Below are 14,488 nucleotides of genomic sequence, written 5' to 3' on the forward strand. Positions count from 1 at the left end.
TTGGTCTCGTGCGGCAGGAACGGAGGCCATGGCGTGCATGGTGAGTACAAGGTGCCCGGCGGCAAGCTCGTCGTGGTGGACGTGGACGTCGAGGACGGCGTGCTGCGGCACGTACGCGTGGCCGGCGACTTCTTCCTGGAGCCGGACGAGGCGCTGGATGCGGTGAACGGCGCGCTGGAGGGCGCGCCCGCGGACACCGACGCGGCGGGGCTGGCCGCGCGGATCGACGCGGCCCTCCCGGCGGGGACGGTGATGTACGGCCTGACGGCGGAGGGCGTCGGCGTCGCGGTGCGCCGCGCGCTCGCGCGCGCCACGGACTGGACCGACTACGACTGGCAGCTGATCCACGAGGCCCCGCAGTCGCCGGCCCTGCACATGGCGCTGGACGAGGTGCTGACCGCCGAGGTGGCGGCGGGCCGGCGGCCGCCGACGCTGCGGGTGTGGGAGTGGGCCGCCCCTGCGGTGATCATCGGCAGCTTCCAGTCGCTGCGCAACGAGGTGGACCCCGAGGGCGCCGCCCGGCACGGCATCGAGGTGGTGCGGCGGATCTCCGGCGGCGGTGCGATGTTCGTGGAGCCCGGCAACACGATCACCTACTCGCTGTCGGTGCCCGAGTCCCTCGTACAGGGCCTGTCCTTCCAGGACAGCTACGCCTACCTGGACGACTGGGTGCTGGGCGCGCTCGGCGACATGGGCATCCGGGCCTGGTACCAGCCGCTGAACGACATCGCCACGGACCAGGGCAAGATCGCGGGCGCGGCACAGAAGCGGATCGTCGGACCGGACGGGGGGCCGGGTGCCGTGCTGCACCACGTGACCATGTCGTACGACATCGACGCCGACAAGATGGTCGAGGTGCTGCGGATCGGGCGGGAGAAGCTGTCCGGCAAGGGGACGGCGAGCGCGAAGAAGCGGGTCGATCCGCTGCGCCGGCAGACGGGGCTGGCGCGCGAGGCCGTGATCGACCGGATGATCGAGTCCTTCCGCGCGCGGTACGGCCTGGTGCAGGGCAAGGTCACCGACGGGGAGCTGGCCCGGGCCCGGGAGCTGGCGCACACCAAGTTCACGTCGCCCGAGTGGACGGCGCGGGTGCCGTAGCCGCCGGCCCCGGCAGCGGTTCAGGAACGGGTCAAGGGCTGTCCTGTCCTCGGCCAAAGGGACGTATGAGTTCGGTGAGCGTCCGGGTGGCCGCCCTGACATAGCCGGATTCGGCCCGTTGTCCGCTGGCTACCGTGGTCGAGCCCAGATCGGCCAGGGGAAGCACGGGAAGAGGTGACGGCGGTGGGGGCGCCGATACGTCCACGCCTGCTCGATTTCGTGGAGCAGGATCCGCCGGGACAGCGGGTGCCCGGGCAGGATCCGCCGCGTTCGCAGCTGCTGGACCTCGTGGCGGCGGCCCCGCCGCCGGGCCCGGCGGCGGACGGCCGTGCCCGCCCCCGGCCGGGTGTGCCCGCGTACCACACGCCGGTGTGCGTACCGGCGCATCCGAGGTCCGTCGCCGGGACCGGTACGGACGGCCGGCCCGCGCGCGTGCCCTTCATCGTCCTCGAACTGTTCGAGCATCCCGCGCACGGCACCGTGGCGTTCGCGTTCAGCACGCCCCGGAGGCTGGCCCAGGTCCTGGGCGACGCGCAGCCGTGGGTCGCCGCCTCGCTCGGGCCGCTCGCGGAGAACGTGGCCGAACAGGGTGTTCCCGTGCTGCTCGACCCGGCGGTGACGCCCGGGGAACCCCACTGGCGGCCGCGGGACGTGGCCGCCTACGCGCGGGAGGTGCGCCGGTGAGCGACTTCAAGGCGGTCTACGACGACCTGGCCTCGATGGCGAAGACGTTCCACGAGCAGGCCGGCGACTACCGCAAGCTGCGCGCCGACGTGGCGCCGCCCGTGGTCAGCGGCGGTGCCGCGGGCCTGGACTCGGCCATCAAGGAGGTCTCGGACCTCATCGTCGCGCTGCACATCGGCATGGCCGACCGGATGGACGACCACGGGGACAAGGTCGCCTACGCCCGGGACTCCTTCCACCGGCACGACGTGGACGTCCACGGCGTGTTCGAGGACCTGATGGCGGGTGAGAACTGATGGGTGACAGCTGGGTCGGCGGCGACATCGGCGGACTGCGCACGATGGCCGAGACCTACAAGAACGCCAAGGACAAGCTCGACGACGTGGTCAAGCCGCTCAGCGGCTCCGTCGAGAAGCTGGTCGGCGACGCGAGCTGGAAGGGCGAGGCGGCCGAGGGCTTCCGCGCCAAGTGGAGCGAGGACGCGCTGGCCGCCGGCGGTTTCGCCGAACTGGTGCACGCGGCGGGCGAGATCCTCCAGACGCTCGGCGACGCGCTGTTCACGTGCGAGACGTCGCTGCAGAACGCGCAGCACATCGCGGCCCGCAAGGGTGTGGCGACGGACCCCAGGGGCGCGCCGCAGCCCATCATGACGGCGTCTCCCCCGAGCGCGGACGACCAGAAGACCATCTCCGCGATGAACGAGTACGCCAAGGTGCGCGACGAGATCCTGCACACCGCGCAGCACGCGCGACTGGTGGCGGCGCAGCAGTTGCAGGGGCTGTACGACAAGGTCACGTCGAAGGACGGCTCGGTGTCGCCGGGCGACAAGGTCACCCTGTACGACGCGCTGCGCGGCCTGTACGCGTACGACGCCGAGGACGCCCGGGCGGGCGGCAAGGAGGCCCGCGCGCACATCGACTCGGCCAGGGCCGAGGCGCAGGCGGCCAAGAAGCAGCTCCGCGCCGAGCGCAAGGTGTTCCAGCAGCAGGGCCGCAAGATGCCCGACGACCTGCCCGCCAAGAGCGCCTACCGCGACGCGGTCGACAAGGTCGGTGCGCTGGAGGAGGACATCGCACGCGCCGGCAACGGCAGCACCAAGCTGCCGTACGACCGCGCCCTGAACGTCAAACTGGCCGACGCCGCCGACGCGTTGCGGCTGGGCAAGGGGCTGGAGGCGCTGCCGGAGGCCCTCCGGGAGCTGCCGGTCCTGGACGTCGCCGCGGCCGCCGCGTGCGGTCTGATCGAGGCGAAGGACGACCATGACAAGGGCTGGTCCTGACAGCATTCCGTCGTCGTCGACGGCGGGGCCGCCCTCGGCGGTCTGGCCGCCGGTGCGGCGATCACGGCGGCGCTGCCCGTCGAGGGTGCCGTCGCCGTCGCCGCGGTCGGCGTGGGCACGGTGGTCGCCGCGACGTCCGTCCTGGATCACGCCTTCCACGAGCACTGGAGCGAGGACATCCACGACCACGGGGTCGTCGGGGGCGTGTGGACCGGGACGAAGCACGTCGCCTCGGAGACCGTCGACGACGGAAAACGACTGGTGAAGGATGTCTGGCATGGCGTCACGAGCATCTTCTGAGGCCCCGGCGGCCGGGTATTCCGTCCCGGTTCCCGCCCTGCCGCGCCTGGGCCGGACCTGGTACCGGCGCGGCGCGCCCTACTGGCTGCGCCGCGCCCGTACGACGGTGTTCGTCGTCCTCGCCATGGCCCTGTTCTCCCTCTTCGCGCTGGGCCTGTACGAGGGGGTCCGCGACCTCCTGCCGTCCACCGTGCGGGTCGTGTGGGACGGCGTGCAGGTGGCCGCGTCCGTCGTGGCCCTGGTGTGGGGCGCGGTGGCTCATCGCCGGGAGCACCGCGAGGCGCTGCTGGATCCCCCCGATCCCGCCCGGACCGCCCGGGCCAAGCGCGACCACGACCGGCGCGTGCCGGGCCGGATCGCCCTCGGCCGCGGGCTCGTACTGCTCGCCGCGCCCGTGATGCCGGCGTTCGCGGCCTATGTCGCCGGACGGCTCCTCTTCTGGCTCACCGTCCGCGAGTACCCCAGCGAGGCCGGCGCCCGCCGGTGGCTCGAGGAGCACGCCACCCGACCCGCGGCACAGCAATGAGCATAAGGGGCAAAGCGGTACGTCGTGAGCGGGCGGCCGTAACCGGCCGGGTACGCAGCGAGTTGGCCCTTCCGCCCCACAGGTACTCGTGTGAAACTGTCGTCCCCGTCCACCATGCGGACCCCCACTCCGCACCCCCTCCCCCACGAGAAGTGCGCCGTGCGTTCTCTTCCTCTGCCGCTCGCCCTCATCGCGCGTCTGACCCCGGTCGCCGTGCTGGCCTGCGCCGGCTGGGCACTGACGTCGGACCCCGAGGCACCGCCCACCGCCGGTCACCAGCAGACCCGGCAGACCCCGGCCGCGCAGACCTCCGAACCGTCCTCCACCGCGGCGACGAAGACGTACGCCACCGCGCCCTCCCCGTGCGGGAGTGTGCCCGCCGCCACCGTCAAGGCCCTGGTGCCGGGGGCGAAGACGGCGGGCAAGGAGATCCCGTCGACGGACACCAGGCTGCGCCGCACCTGCTCCTGGAACGCGCTCCAGGGGTACGACTACCGCTGGCTCGACGTGTCGTTCGAGCTCGGCGAGTCGGACCAGGAGGTGAAGAAGGCGTACGAGCAGCGGGTCGCCGAGAGAAGCGGCGGCGGGGCCGTCCCGGGGCTCGGGGACAGCGCCTACTCGGTCGTGAACCTCACCACGGAGGACAAGCAGCAGACCCGTGAGGGCGTGGTGCTGGCCCGCGTCTCCAACGCCCTCGTGGTCGTCACCTACAGCGGCAGCGACTTCGAGTCCAAGACGGCCCCCGGCACGGACGAGATCAACAAGGGGGCCATCAAGGCGGCGAAGTCCGCGGTGGCCGCGCTGGGCGGCGGCCAGGGCTGAGTCCCCGGACCCGCCGGTGCTCAGTCCGGCGGCCCGGCCGGCTCGTCCTCGACTCCGCGGACCACGAAGCCGACCCGGGGGCCGAGTTCGACCCGGTCGCCGTTGCGCAGGCGGACGGCGCGGTCCGGCACCAGGACGCGGTCGTTGACCCGGGTGCCGTTGGTGGCGCCCTGGGGGACCTCGGTCACCCAGGCCGCCCCGTCCGCGGTGTGCACGACGGTGGCGTGCCGGGCCGAGACCGTCTCCTCGTCGGCCAGGAACGCGGACGCCTCGGGGGCCCAGCTGCCGCTCCGCCCCAGCCGCACCTCCGTGCCGCGCGGTACGTCGAGGTGCCGGCCGCCGGTCCGGAACACCAGCCGCAGCACGCCGCCCGCCAGCCGCTCCGGGCGCCGGCCCGCGGGAGCTTCCCGGCGTCCGGCGGGGCCGGCGGGGCCGGCGGCCCCGAGCGGGGACAGGCACGAGGGGCACACGGCCGTGTTGGCGGGGACGACCGCGGCACACCCTGGGCACCGCTCGCCGACGGGCGGCGGGGACGGACGGGTCGCGTGGACCGGGTGGACCGGGTCGGCCGGACGGGCGACGGACTCCCATTCGTCACCACGGCCCGACTCGTCACCACGGCCCGACTCGTCACCACGGCCCGACTCGTCACCACGGCCCGACTCGTCACCACGGCCCGACTCGTCACCGTGGTCGAACGCGTCGTCGTGATCCGAGTCGCCGTCCCCGTCGAACGCGTCGTCGAACTCGGCACCGTGGCCGAACCCGTCGCCGGGGTGGGGCCCTTCGCCGCGGTCCGACTCGTCGTCGTGGGACGCGTCGTCGTCATGAGCCGCGTCGTCGTGGCCCCACTCGTCGTCGGTGTCCCGCCCGTCGTCGGTGTCCCCGTCGTCGACATTCCGGTCGTCGACGTCGTCCCACTCGTCGTCATCCCAGTCGTGAACCTCCGTCAACGGCGTTTCCCTCCTTCAGGACGACCCTGGCATCCACCCGGCCGCTGTCGTCCTCGCGGACGTCCGTCACCACGACCGTGGTGCCCGGCCCGAGTTCGGGGGCGGCGAACAGCGCCCGGGCGAGCGGGTTGATCAGATGCGTCTCCAGCACCATGCCGATGCCGCGGCCGCCGTTCCACTTGTCCCGGGTGCAGTGTTCCAGCAGTTCGCGCCGGGCCTTGTCCTCGATCCGCAGGACGAGCCGGTGTCCCTGCGCCAGCTGCCGCTGGATGTTGCGGACCTGGAGGTCGAAGATCTGCTCGGCCACGTCGTCGGAGATGAAGTCGAAGACGACGACGTTGCCGCCGATCCGGTTCATCAGCTCCGGCCGGCCGATGACCTGCTCGAAGTGCTTCTTGACGTTGTCCCGGACGGTGGTCTCCAACTCCTTGTACGGCGTGCCCGGTGCCACGATCCACTCGCGTTCCCCGGTGCCGGGATCCGTGCGCTGCACGCCGAGGTTGGAGGTGAAGATGAGCACGCACTCGCTGAAGTAGGTGGTGACGCCCTGCCCGTCGGTGAGCCTGCCGTCCTCCAGCACCTGGAGGAACTTGTCGAGGATGCCCTTGTCGGCCTTCTCGATCTCGTCGAAGAGGACGACCCGGAAGGGGTTCTCCCGTACGGCCGAGGTCAGTTCGCCGCCCGCCTCGTAGCCGACGTAGCCCGGGGGCGCGCCCACGAGCCGGTCGGCGGAGTGCGCGGCCGAGAACTCGCTCATGTCGAAGCGGAGGTACGCCTGGTCGCTGTCGAAGAGCACGGAGGCCACGGCCTTCGCCAGCTCCGTCTTGCCGGTTCCGGTCGGCCCGGCGAAGAACAGCACACCGCGCGGCCGGTGTCCGGGGCTGGTGGCCTGGGCGCCGGACAGGCCCAGCGCGGCCCGTTTGAGGATGTCCAGGGTCATCGCCACGGCGGCCTCCTGCCCCAGCACCCGGCTGGGGATGGACCGCTCGTTGCGGGGGTCCTCGCCGCGCAGGATGCGCTGCCGGATCTCGCCGCGGCTCCAGGGGTTCTTCTCCACGCCCAGCCGGTAGATCCGTACGGCGTCGGGCATGGCGGCGAACGGCAGACCACGGGAGCGGGCGAGTTTCACGCTCTCCTCCATGGCCCGCAGGCTCAGGCCGGAGGCCGCCCGGGCGAAGGCGCCGACCGCCCGCGCCGTCTCCTCCGCGTCCACCCCGGCGGGCACGGCGGGCACGGTGGCGGACGCGGCGGCGAAAGCGGCGGACGCGGCGGCGGACACAGCGGAAGCGGCGGACGCGGCGGCGGACACAGTGGCGGCGGGGGCGGACGGAGTCGAAGCGGGGACGTCGGCGGGCGGGGCGGGCGCCGCGGAGCCGTCACGGGCGCCGTGCCCCGCGTACCGCTCGTAGCGCTGGTGGAGCAGGCCGGCCATCGTGGTGCGTTCGTCGGCGTCCGGCTCCGGGACGGCCACCGCCCGGATCCGTTCGCTGCCCGAGACCAGCCACGCGGGCACGTCCCGCTCCCCCTCGGCGAGCCAGATGACCGGGTTGAACAGGCCCGGCCCCTTCGGCACGACGGCGCTGCCGGTCCGCGGCACCAACGTCCTCGCCTCGTGGGCGAGTTTGAGGCAGGCGAGGAAGAAGTCCCGTTCGTCGGGGGTGAGCCGGGACGGGTCGGTGAGGAGCCGGGAGGCATGGTCGATCACCAGGGCGACCCGCAGCGGCCGCAGCCGGCGGCCGTCACGCACCATCTCGTCCCGCTGCCGCGCCCACCCGTTGGTGATGTTGCGTACCTGCTCCACCGCCGCCTGGCGTTGCGCCGCCGTCTGGCCGGGGAAGTCGCCCGGCCCCTGGAGCAGCTCCGCCACGGCCGCCTGCACGTCGCCCTCGCCGACCTGCGCCACCCGGAAGCCGCTGACCTGGTCGCACAGCACCAGCGCTTGGTAGCCCTTCCTGCGCAGCGGGTTCCACAGCACGTCGAGCAGCGAGTGGAACTCCTCCCGGCCGCGCCGGCGCACCAGGTGCAGATCACGGATGTTGCCGTGCAGGACGTACTGCGCGTGCACGCCGAGCGTTCCGATCAGCTCCTCCACGAAGGGCGGGATCCGGTCTTCCTTGGACAGGTCCATCGTTCCTCCCCGATGCGCGCGTTCCGGGCCGCGCGCCGGCCATGGGTGCGGCGGTATTCCCGGGGCGCCCGCCGGTCGTGGCCGCGCCCTTCGTGTGCGACGACGGCCCTCGCATGCGATGGCGCCCCTCGTGTGCGACGCCCCCCTCGTGTGCGGTGACGCCCTTCATGTGACGGCGTCCCCCTCAGCGGCGTCCGTCGCCGTCGACGGTCCGGTACCGGCGGGCCTCCGGGGCTACGTCCCGGTGCGCGCCCGTGGCCCGTTCGGCCTCGTCGATCAGCTCGTCGAGCACCCAGGCGTCCTCCCCCAGCACGCCCGGCAGCGCCCCTTCGGTGTGCTCGACCTTGAATTCGAGGCCCAGTCCCAGCGCGCCGGTGATCTCCTCCAACTGGTCCAGCCGCTCCAGGGATTCGGCGCAGCGCTCGTCGTCCAGGGCCCGCTCCGCGGCTGTCCGCTCGCCCGGACCGCCCCGGTACATGGTCGCCACGCGCAGGCGGCCGTCGACCAGGGTCGCCCTGAGCCAGTGGCCGGGCCCCCAGCCCTCCGGTGTCCAGTCGAGGCGGATCTCCTGGCCTTCGGGCCGGCCCGCCCCGGCCTCGCCGCCGAACCTCCTGGCCAGCTCCGCGACGGCGCCGGCACACTGCTGCCGGACGTAACGGGCCTCCAGGGCGTGCACCCGCTCCTCCACCCGCCGCTCCACCAGCTCCCGTCCGGCCGCGGTCAGCGGCACGCCCTCGTCCAGGGTCCGCCGGAGCAGGGCCACGGCGTCCGGTGCCGGGGTGAGGTCCTCGGTGCCCTCCGGGGTCTCGTACACGAGGAAGTCGTAGTGCGCCGCGGCGCGTTCCTGGGCCTCCCGCGCCGCCTGGGCCTGCTTGTTGGCGTCCCGGACGAACTTGCGTGCCTCGGCGAGGTGGATGCGCGCCCGGCGGGGGTCCTCGGCGGCGCGGCGTACCGCGTGCCGGACGGCCTGCGCGGCGAGTTCGGCGGCCTCGCAGGCGGCGTACGGGTCCAGTGAGCCGAGGATCTCCGCACCGCTGCGGCGGACCTCCCCGGCGTCGAGCGCCCCCTCGGTGCGCCGGTCGGCGGGCTGCCGGGGCAGTTGCCGTGCCTCGGCGTCGGCGGTGCGCCCGGCGGTGAACCGCTCGAGGGCCGACCGCCGGCTCTCGCGCAGGCCGCGCCGCCAGTCGTCGTCCTGTTCCTCGTCCAGCCGCAGCCGGGCGGCGAGCCGCCGCTGTTCCCACGCGGCCTGCCGTTCCTCCGCGCGGCGCAGGGCCTCCTCGCTGCGGGCCAGTTCCCGTCGCAGGTCGCCGAGGCATGCGCCGACGGGTGTCAGCGGCGGCGGCACGTCGGGGCGCGGCGGGGGCCCGGGCGGGCCGCCGCCGGCGGCGGCCCGCGCCGCCCGCGCCAGCAGGGCGCGCCTGCGGGCGTTGACCCGGACGGCGGCGAACGCGGCGGCCTCCCACTGCTCCGCGGCCGCGGCCGCGAGCTGCTGCTGCCGCTCCAGGCACCGCTGTTCCTCCGCTGCCCGTACCGCCGCCGCGGCGAGGACCCGGGTGCCGAGCAGGGCGGCCCGCCCGGCGAGCAGGACGCCGCTGAGCGAGCCGAGCACCTGGAGGGCCGCGTCGGCGGCCTCGTGGACGGCGTGCCCGGCCGCGTCGGAGAGGTGTGCGGACGCCTGCCCTGCCGCGTCGTGCAGGTGCAGCATGCCGGTGTGCGGCAGCGTCTGCGGGTCGAGGGGCGGCGGGGGCGGTGCGAAGTGCACGGCGGGTGCCACCGTCTGGATCGTGGGGATGGCGAGGCCCGAACTCATGCCTGCTCTCCTGTCGTGTCGGTCGTCGTCAAAACCCGTCGGGCCGCCCGCCGCGCCCGGTACGCGCGCCACGGGCGCCACCGGTCCCGGCCGGAGCGGCGGGCCCCGCGCCGCTCCCCCTGTTCGCGCCGCCGGGGCCGCCCCGCTGCGTCGCCGCGGCCCGCCTCCGCCTCCGCCTCACGCTCGCGCCGCCACGGCCACCGCCCCCCGGCCCGGCGGCGTGCTCCCGCCTCCGGTCCGCGCTCGCGCCGCCAGGGCCGCCACCGGTCCCGGCCGGGGCCGGCCGCGCCCCTCGTCCCGCGCTCGGGCTGCCGGGGCCGCCACTCGCGGCCGCGGCGTCGGGCCTCCCGGCGGGCCCGGTCCGCGCGCCGCAGACGCCGCCACGCCCAGCCCCGGCGGACGCTCCAGACGGCGACGGCGGCGGCCGAGGCGAGCGGCCACAGCCACGGGGCGACGGCGATCGCGTAGAACCCGAGGACGACGGCGAGCACGAGCAGCGCCGCCCCGAGCCAGAGCCCGAGCCGGGTGCGGGCCAGCCGGCCGGGACGCTCGGCACTGCGGATCAGGAGACCCGCCAGCGACCGGCCGGGGTGGTAGAAGGGCGGGCCGATGTACACGGCGGTCCACATCTCCACCACGAAGACGAACGCTGCGGCGGGCAGCGCCTCCAGCCAGGCCGTGACGACCGCCTCCTGGGAGGCGCGACCGAGCACGTCCGCGAGCCCGATGACGAAACTCCAGGGCGCGGTGACGACGGTGGCGCCGAGGATCGCCCAGCCCAGGGTGGGCAGGCGGTCCAGCCGGCGCAGTACGGCGAGGAGTCCGTCCTGGTCGGCCGCCAGCAGCCGCTCGTGCTCCTCGACGACCCGCCTGCGCCGCAGCGCCTGCGCCTCGTGCGCCGCGCGGCCGCTGAGCAGGAGGGCCGCGACGAGGCGCAGGTCGTCGTCCTGGGCGGCGAGCAGCGCGTCGAACCAGGGCACCCGCTCCGGGAACTCCGCGCGCACGTCCAGCAGCCTCGCGGTGAGCCGGCCCCTGGTGCGTTCCGGTTCCCGTGCGAGCAGCAGCAGCCAGGCGTCCACCGCGGCCGTCCGCCGCAGGGCCGCCCGGTCCCGGCGGCCGTGCGCCAGTTCCCGGGCCGTGGGACCCCACCGGGCCAGCAGGACGCGCCAGGCCCGGTCGGTCTCGTCCAGCCCGTGGCCGCCCGGCCGTTCGGCGAGTCCGGTCAGCACCTCGCCGTGGTCCGCGAGGTGCCGGACCAGCGCGACCGCGTCGGGGTCCCCGTCCTGGGCCCCCCGGCACAGCAGGCGCATGCCCGGCACGTCCAGGCCGGCGCCGTGCCAGGAGACGTCCAGGCCGGGCCCGAGCCAGTTCAGGAGCCGTACGACGACCTTGGCGGAGGGCGGCTGCTCCAGGTCCCTGCGCAGGTCGGCGAGCCGGCGCAGTTCCTCGGGGCTGCGGTCGCCGACGGTCTCGAACTGGCCCAGCCACTCCACCAGCTGGGCCCGGTCGGCGTCGTCGGCCAGCATGCGGGCCGCCGAGACGTGGTTCTGGTCCAGGTGGACGGCGAGGTGCTCGGTGCCGGTGAACTCCCGGCCCATGAACGGGAAGGGCCGGAGCACGGGGCGCGTGGGGTCATCGGGGAACACGCGCCCGTCGGTGCGCGGGGCGACGTCGGGGTCCCGGCCGTCCAGCCAGTCGCGCACCTGCGGCGCCTGCCAGCGGTGCTCGGGGGCCCGGGTGAGCAGGCCCTCGCAGAGCCGGCGGGTCCTGCGGTGGGCGATGCCGGTGACATCGGGGTCGTGCGTGGCGATCTCCGCGAGCACGTCCTCGTCCCGGCGGAACTCGATCGGGTGCCTGCCGAGGGCGAGTTGGGCGACGACCATGCCGAGCGACCACCAGTCGCCGGCCTCGGAGACGGTCTGCCGGAGCAGTCCGGCCTCCGGCGCGAGGTACAGGGGCTTGCCGCGCCAGTCGGTCCGGGGCTCCAGGGCCTCGTCGGGGCGGTGGACGGCGGCGCCGAAGTCGACGAGGACGAGGTCGGCCGTGTCGCCGCGGCGGGTCTGCACCATGATGTTGTCGGGGGTGATGTCCCGGTGGACGACGCCCCGTTCGTGCAGGGCCGTGACGGCGTCGTGGAGCTGGCTCACGACGGCCCGCACGGAGTCGGGGGGCAGCCCGTCGGGGTGGTCCGCGTGGTACTTCTCCAGGGTCTCCTCGCCGTGCGACCAGTACAGGTGCCAGGGGTGTCCGTGCGCGTCGCCGGTCTCCAGGAGCCGTTCCAGGTGGGGGGCCGGGCCCTCGCCGAGTTCCCGCAGCTCGTGCTCCACGTCCGGGTCCGGGGCGTGCAGCCGGTGGTACCATTTGAGGACCAGGGGTATCTCCGCCGGGGAGTGCCGGGCCGTCAGGTCGCGTACGCGCAGGACGACGGCCTCGGCGGGCCGCCGCGCCTCGGAGAGCACGGCGACGAGCGGGAAGCGGTCCGCCAGTGCGGGGGGCACCTCGGCGAGGACCGGACGGGTCTCCCGCTCCCGGGCATTGGTGAACGCCCCGTCCGCGGGGTCGACGAATCGGGTGGGCGGCGTGGTCGTCATCTTCCGGCCTTCCGGGAAACGCGCTGGGTGGACCGGGGGTCGGCACTGCGGGGCGAACCGGCCCGGGGCGCGGGCCGCGGGACGAGGAAGATATCCCGATTCCCTTCGGGAGGCGGGGAGTTCCCCGGATCTTCAGCCGGTCCCCGGCCGGGGCTACGATGCGCATCATGCACCCCCTGCCCTCGCACGAGAGCCTCGTCGCCGAACTCAGGGAGCTGAGGCGCCGCGGCCTGCCCGGGCTGCGCCACTGCACCACGGTCGCGCTGTGCCAGGCGGCCGTCGCGGCCGGGCTGTGCACCGGGCCCGAGGACGAGCAGACCGGCATCGAGGAGCTGCTGGGCGCGGCGGTGCGGCGGCTGGCCGGCGGGCGTCCCGTGCGGGACGACGACTCCTGCGATCCGCTGGCCCGTGCCGCCGCGCACTCCTTCGGGATCTTCGCCGCGCGCCGCGGGGTTCCCGGCACCGACCGGCGCAAGGCCGCGGCGGCCGTCTACGGCGTGACCACCGAGCGGTTCCGCAAGAGCCAGGAGCACGATGTCGTCGCCGAGCTGGCGGCGGCGGTCCTGACCGTGGCCCGGGAGGCGTCCACCGGTGAGCGGGCCGGTCGGACTCCCGAGGTGGTGCGCGAGCCGGCCACGGCCGCGCCGGCGGCTTCGCCGGCGCACGCGGCCCGGCTCGCCGCCGCTCCCCCGTCCCGGCGCCGTCCGCACCCGGGCGTCCTGCCCGCCACCGCCGGCCCGGTGGCCCCGGCGGGCCGGATCACCGTCCGGGTGTGCCCGATCGAGGAGGTACGGGACGTGGACGTCCTGGTCTCCTCGGAGAACACGTATCTGGAGATGTCCAAGACCTTCCGCCCCACGGTGTCCGGCGCGCTGCGGCGGGCCGCCGCCCTCCGGGACGCCGCGGGCGAGATCGTGGACGACGTCCTCTCCCGGGAACTGGGCGTGTGGCTGCGGACGCAGGGCAGGACGGGCATGCCCGTGCGGCCGGGCACGGTCGTCGCCACGTCGTCCGGGGCGCTGGCCGCCCAGGGCGTACGGCGCATCCACCACGCGGCGATCGCCACCCCGGTCGGGGACGGCGACCGCTACCACGTCTCTCCCGCCGTGCTCGGCGAGGTGGTGCGCAAGTCCTTCGAACTGGCCCGCCACGAGAGCGAGTTCCTCTCTCTGCCGATGTCGTCGATCTGCTTTCCGCTGCTGGGCTCCGGCCGGGGCGGCCTGCCCGTCGAGACGGTGGCCCGCCGGCTGCTCGGCGCGCTCCGGGAGGAGCTGCGCCGGGACCCCTCCTGGTCGGTGCTGCTGGTCACGCCGGAGGAGAGCCACGCCCGCCTGCTCACGGCCGCCAGCTCCGCTCCGTGAGAGCGACCCCGCTCTGTTTCAACCGCCGCTCCAGTGCGATGAGTTCACCGCGCAACGGGACGCCGTAGAGGCGCAGCCCCCCGCCCTCGGCCGGGGCCGTCTGCAGGCGCGGGCCCGGTGACTCACGATCGAGGTACGGGGCGTAGCGGGCGGCGCCGAGCGGTGTGAGCGGGACGATCCGCTGGTTGGCCGAGCCGCGCCAGGCCAGCCGGGTGGGTTCCGCCACCCGGAACCGTCCGGTGATCACGGCGTCCGCGCCGCCGAGGGCGGTCCACCGCTCCGGCGTGAGTTCCCCGGGCTCGTGGCCGGTGTACACCAGCAGGTCGGCGGGGTGGGGCCCGGCGCTCCCCTCGTGGCGCCGGGCCCCGTCCCGCAGGCGTGCCGCACCGGCCAGGAGTTCCATGAGCGCCGGCGCCTGTTGCAGGGGCTCGCCGCCGCTGACGGTGAGGCCGTCGGCGCCGTCGGCGAGGGCCCGCCGCCAGAGCGCGAGCACCGCCGAGACCGTGGCGGGCGTGCCCGCCTCCGGGTCCCAGGTGTGCCGGGACATGCATCCGGCGCAGGCCAGCGAGCAGCCCTGGAACCAGACTCCGAGCCGTTTTCCCGGGCCCAGTGTTTCCAGCGGGTAGTGCGTGCCGTCGAGGCGTAATTCCACGCCGTCTCCTCCTCGTACCGGCTTGGAGTATCCAGTGCGCCAAGGGGCGTCCGCAATTGCCGGAAGTCCGTCGTCCGGCTCTCCGCCGGGCGGGATCCGGTTGTTTTCCGGAACCTCACAAAGAATGATCGGTTCCCCTCAAAACACCTGCCCCGGAAGGGGATTTGCTCCGCTACTCTCTCCCCATCGCGGCGCCTTCCCACCCGGACCGCCCGCGACGAATGGGGGCTCTTCGAAAATGATCAACAAAGGTCGAATAAATGTCCGGGTCCGACGGCTGAAAG

The 14,488-nt window shown here is 74.5% G+C and carries 13 protein-coding genes; 8 read left to right on the forward strand and 5 right to left on the reverse strand.

Annotated features, from left to right (window positions below; genetic code table 11):
* The first annotated feature begins 33 nt into the window (after positions 1 to 33).
* The 7 genes from lplAB to JK361_RS02155 all read left to right on the forward strand — a co-directional run bounded on the left by lplAB (position 34) and on the right by JK361_RS02155 (position 4,709).
* Complete coding sequence (lplAB, locus tag JK361_RS02130) at positions 34 to 1,098, forward strand: lipoate-protein ligase LplAB (protein ID WP_201813863.1); 1,065 nt, start codon at positions 34 to 36, stop codon at positions 1,096 to 1,098.
* Between the two features lie 183 nt (positions 1,099 to 1,281).
* The gene (locus JK361_RS40925) at positions 1,282 to 1,782 is read left to right on the forward strand and encodes an SAV_915 family protein (protein ID WP_236052312.1); all 501 of its coding nucleotides are present in this window, start codon (positions 1,282 to 1,284) and stop codon (positions 1,780 to 1,782) included.
* Positions 1,779 to 2,078, forward strand: coding sequence for a DUF6317 family protein (locus JK361_RS02140; protein ID WP_307787124.1), 300 nt, complete (start codon positions 1,779 to 1,781; stop codon positions 2,076 to 2,078). Before JK361_RS40925 ends, JK361_RS02140 begins: the two co-directional genes overlap by 4 nt.
* Entirely contained in the window at positions 2,078 to 3,061 is a 984-nt protein-coding gene (locus JK361_RS02145; RefSeq protein WP_236052314.1) for a WXG100 family type VII secretion target, read from the forward strand. Before JK361_RS02140 ends, JK361_RS02145 begins: the two co-directional genes overlap by 1 nt.
* Before the next feature lie 111 nt (positions 3,062 to 3,172).
* On the forward strand, positions 3,173 to 3,361 hold the full coding sequence (locus JK361_RS40930) for a hypothetical protein (RefSeq protein WP_236052315.1): 189 nt from the start codon (positions 3,173 to 3,175) through the stop codon (positions 3,359 to 3,361).
* On the forward strand, positions 3,339 to 3,887 hold the full coding sequence (locus tag JK361_RS02150) for a hypothetical protein (RefSeq protein ID WP_201813864.1): 549 nt from the start codon (positions 3,339 to 3,341) through the stop codon (positions 3,885 to 3,887). Before JK361_RS40930 ends, JK361_RS02150 begins: the two co-directional genes overlap by 23 nt.
* 159 nt (positions 3,888 to 4,046) lie before the next feature.
* A complete protein-coding gene (locus JK361_RS02155; RefSeq protein ID WP_201813865.1) occupies positions 4,047 to 4,709 on the forward strand; it encodes a hypothetical protein in 663 nt (220 codons plus the stop codon).
* A gap of 20 nt (positions 4,710 to 4,729) precedes the next feature.
* Here the strand turns inward: JK361_RS02155 and JK361_RS40935 are convergent, their stop codons facing one another.
* The 4 genes from JK361_RS40935 to JK361_RS41955 all read right to left on the reverse strand — a co-directional run bounded on the left by JK361_RS40935 (position 4,730) and on the right by JK361_RS41955 (position 12,191).
* Complete coding sequence (locus tag JK361_RS40935; RefSeq protein WP_236052317.1) at positions 4,730 to 5,662, reverse strand: double zinc ribbon and FHA domain-containing protein; 933 nt, start codon at positions 5,660 to 5,662, stop codon at positions 4,730 to 4,732.
* A complete protein-coding gene (locus tag JK361_RS02165) occupies positions 5,637 to 7,790 on the reverse strand; it encodes an AAA family ATPase (protein WP_201813866.1) in 2,154 nt (717 codons plus the stop codon). Before JK361_RS02165 ends, JK361_RS40935 begins: the two co-directional genes overlap by 26 nt.
* A 184-nt stretch (positions 7,791 to 7,974) precedes the next feature.
* The gene (locus JK361_RS02170) at positions 7,975 to 9,600 is read right to left on the reverse strand and encodes a hypothetical protein (protein ID WP_201813867.1); all 1,626 of its coding nucleotides are present in this window, start codon (positions 9,598 to 9,600) and stop codon (positions 7,975 to 7,977) included.
* Positions 9,597 to 12,191 carry a serine/threonine protein kinase gene (locus JK361_RS41955; protein WP_201813868.1) on the reverse strand — a complete coding sequence of 865 codons (2,595 nt, stop codon included), beginning with the start codon at positions 12,189 to 12,191 and terminating at the stop codon, positions 9,597 to 9,599. Before JK361_RS41955 ends, JK361_RS02170 begins: the two co-directional genes overlap by 4 nt.
* A 167-nt stretch (positions 12,192 to 12,358) precedes the next feature.
* Here JK361_RS41955 and JK361_RS02180 point away from each other — a divergent pair, with 167 nt between their 5' ends.
* Entirely contained in the window at positions 12,359 to 13,552 is a 1,194-nt protein-coding gene (locus JK361_RS02180; protein ID WP_236052319.1) for a macro domain-containing protein, read from the forward strand.
* On the opposite strand, the gene JK361_RS02185 is transcribed toward JK361_RS02180, so the two are convergent.
* On the reverse strand, positions 13,527 to 14,204 hold the full coding sequence (locus JK361_RS02185) for a 4Fe-4S single cluster domain-containing protein (RefSeq protein WP_201813870.1): 678 nt from the start codon (positions 14,202 to 14,204) through the stop codon (positions 13,527 to 13,529). The two genes, JK361_RS02180 and JK361_RS02185, sit on opposite strands and share 26 nt — an antisense overlap.
* Positions 14,205 to 14,488 lie beyond the last annotated feature (284 nt).

The organism is Streptomyces musisoli, assembly GCF_016741855.1.
Lineage (GTDB): Bacteria > Actinomycetota > Actinomycetes > Streptomycetales > Streptomycetaceae > Streptomyces > Streptomyces musisoli.

Excerpts from the sequence above, each read along its gene's own strand:
- JK361_RS02170 (WP_201813867.1), bottom strand. The coding sequence starts at position 9,600 with ATGAGTTCGGGCCTCGCCATCCCCACGATCCAGACGGTGGCACCCGCC.
- JK361_RS41955 (WP_201813868.1), bottom strand. The coding sequence starts at position 12,191 with ATGACGACCACGCCGCCCACCCGATTCGTCGACCCCGCGGACGGGGCG.
- JK361_RS02180 (WP_236052319.1), top strand. The coding sequence starts at position 12,359 with ATGCACCCCCTGCCCTCGCACGAGAGCCTCGTCGCCGAACTCAGGGAG.
- JK361_RS02150 (WP_201813864.1), top strand. The coding sequence starts at position 3,339 with ATGGCGTCACGAGCATCTTCTGAGGCCCCGGCGGCCGGGTATTCCGTC.
- JK361_RS02165 (WP_201813866.1), bottom strand. The coding sequence starts at position 7,790 with ATGGACCTGTCCAAGGAAGACCGGATCCCGCCCTTCGTGGAGGAGCTG.
- JK361_RS02145 (WP_236052314.1), top strand. The coding sequence starts at position 2,078 with ATGGGTGACAGCTGGGTCGGCGGCGACATCGGCGGACTGCGCACGATG.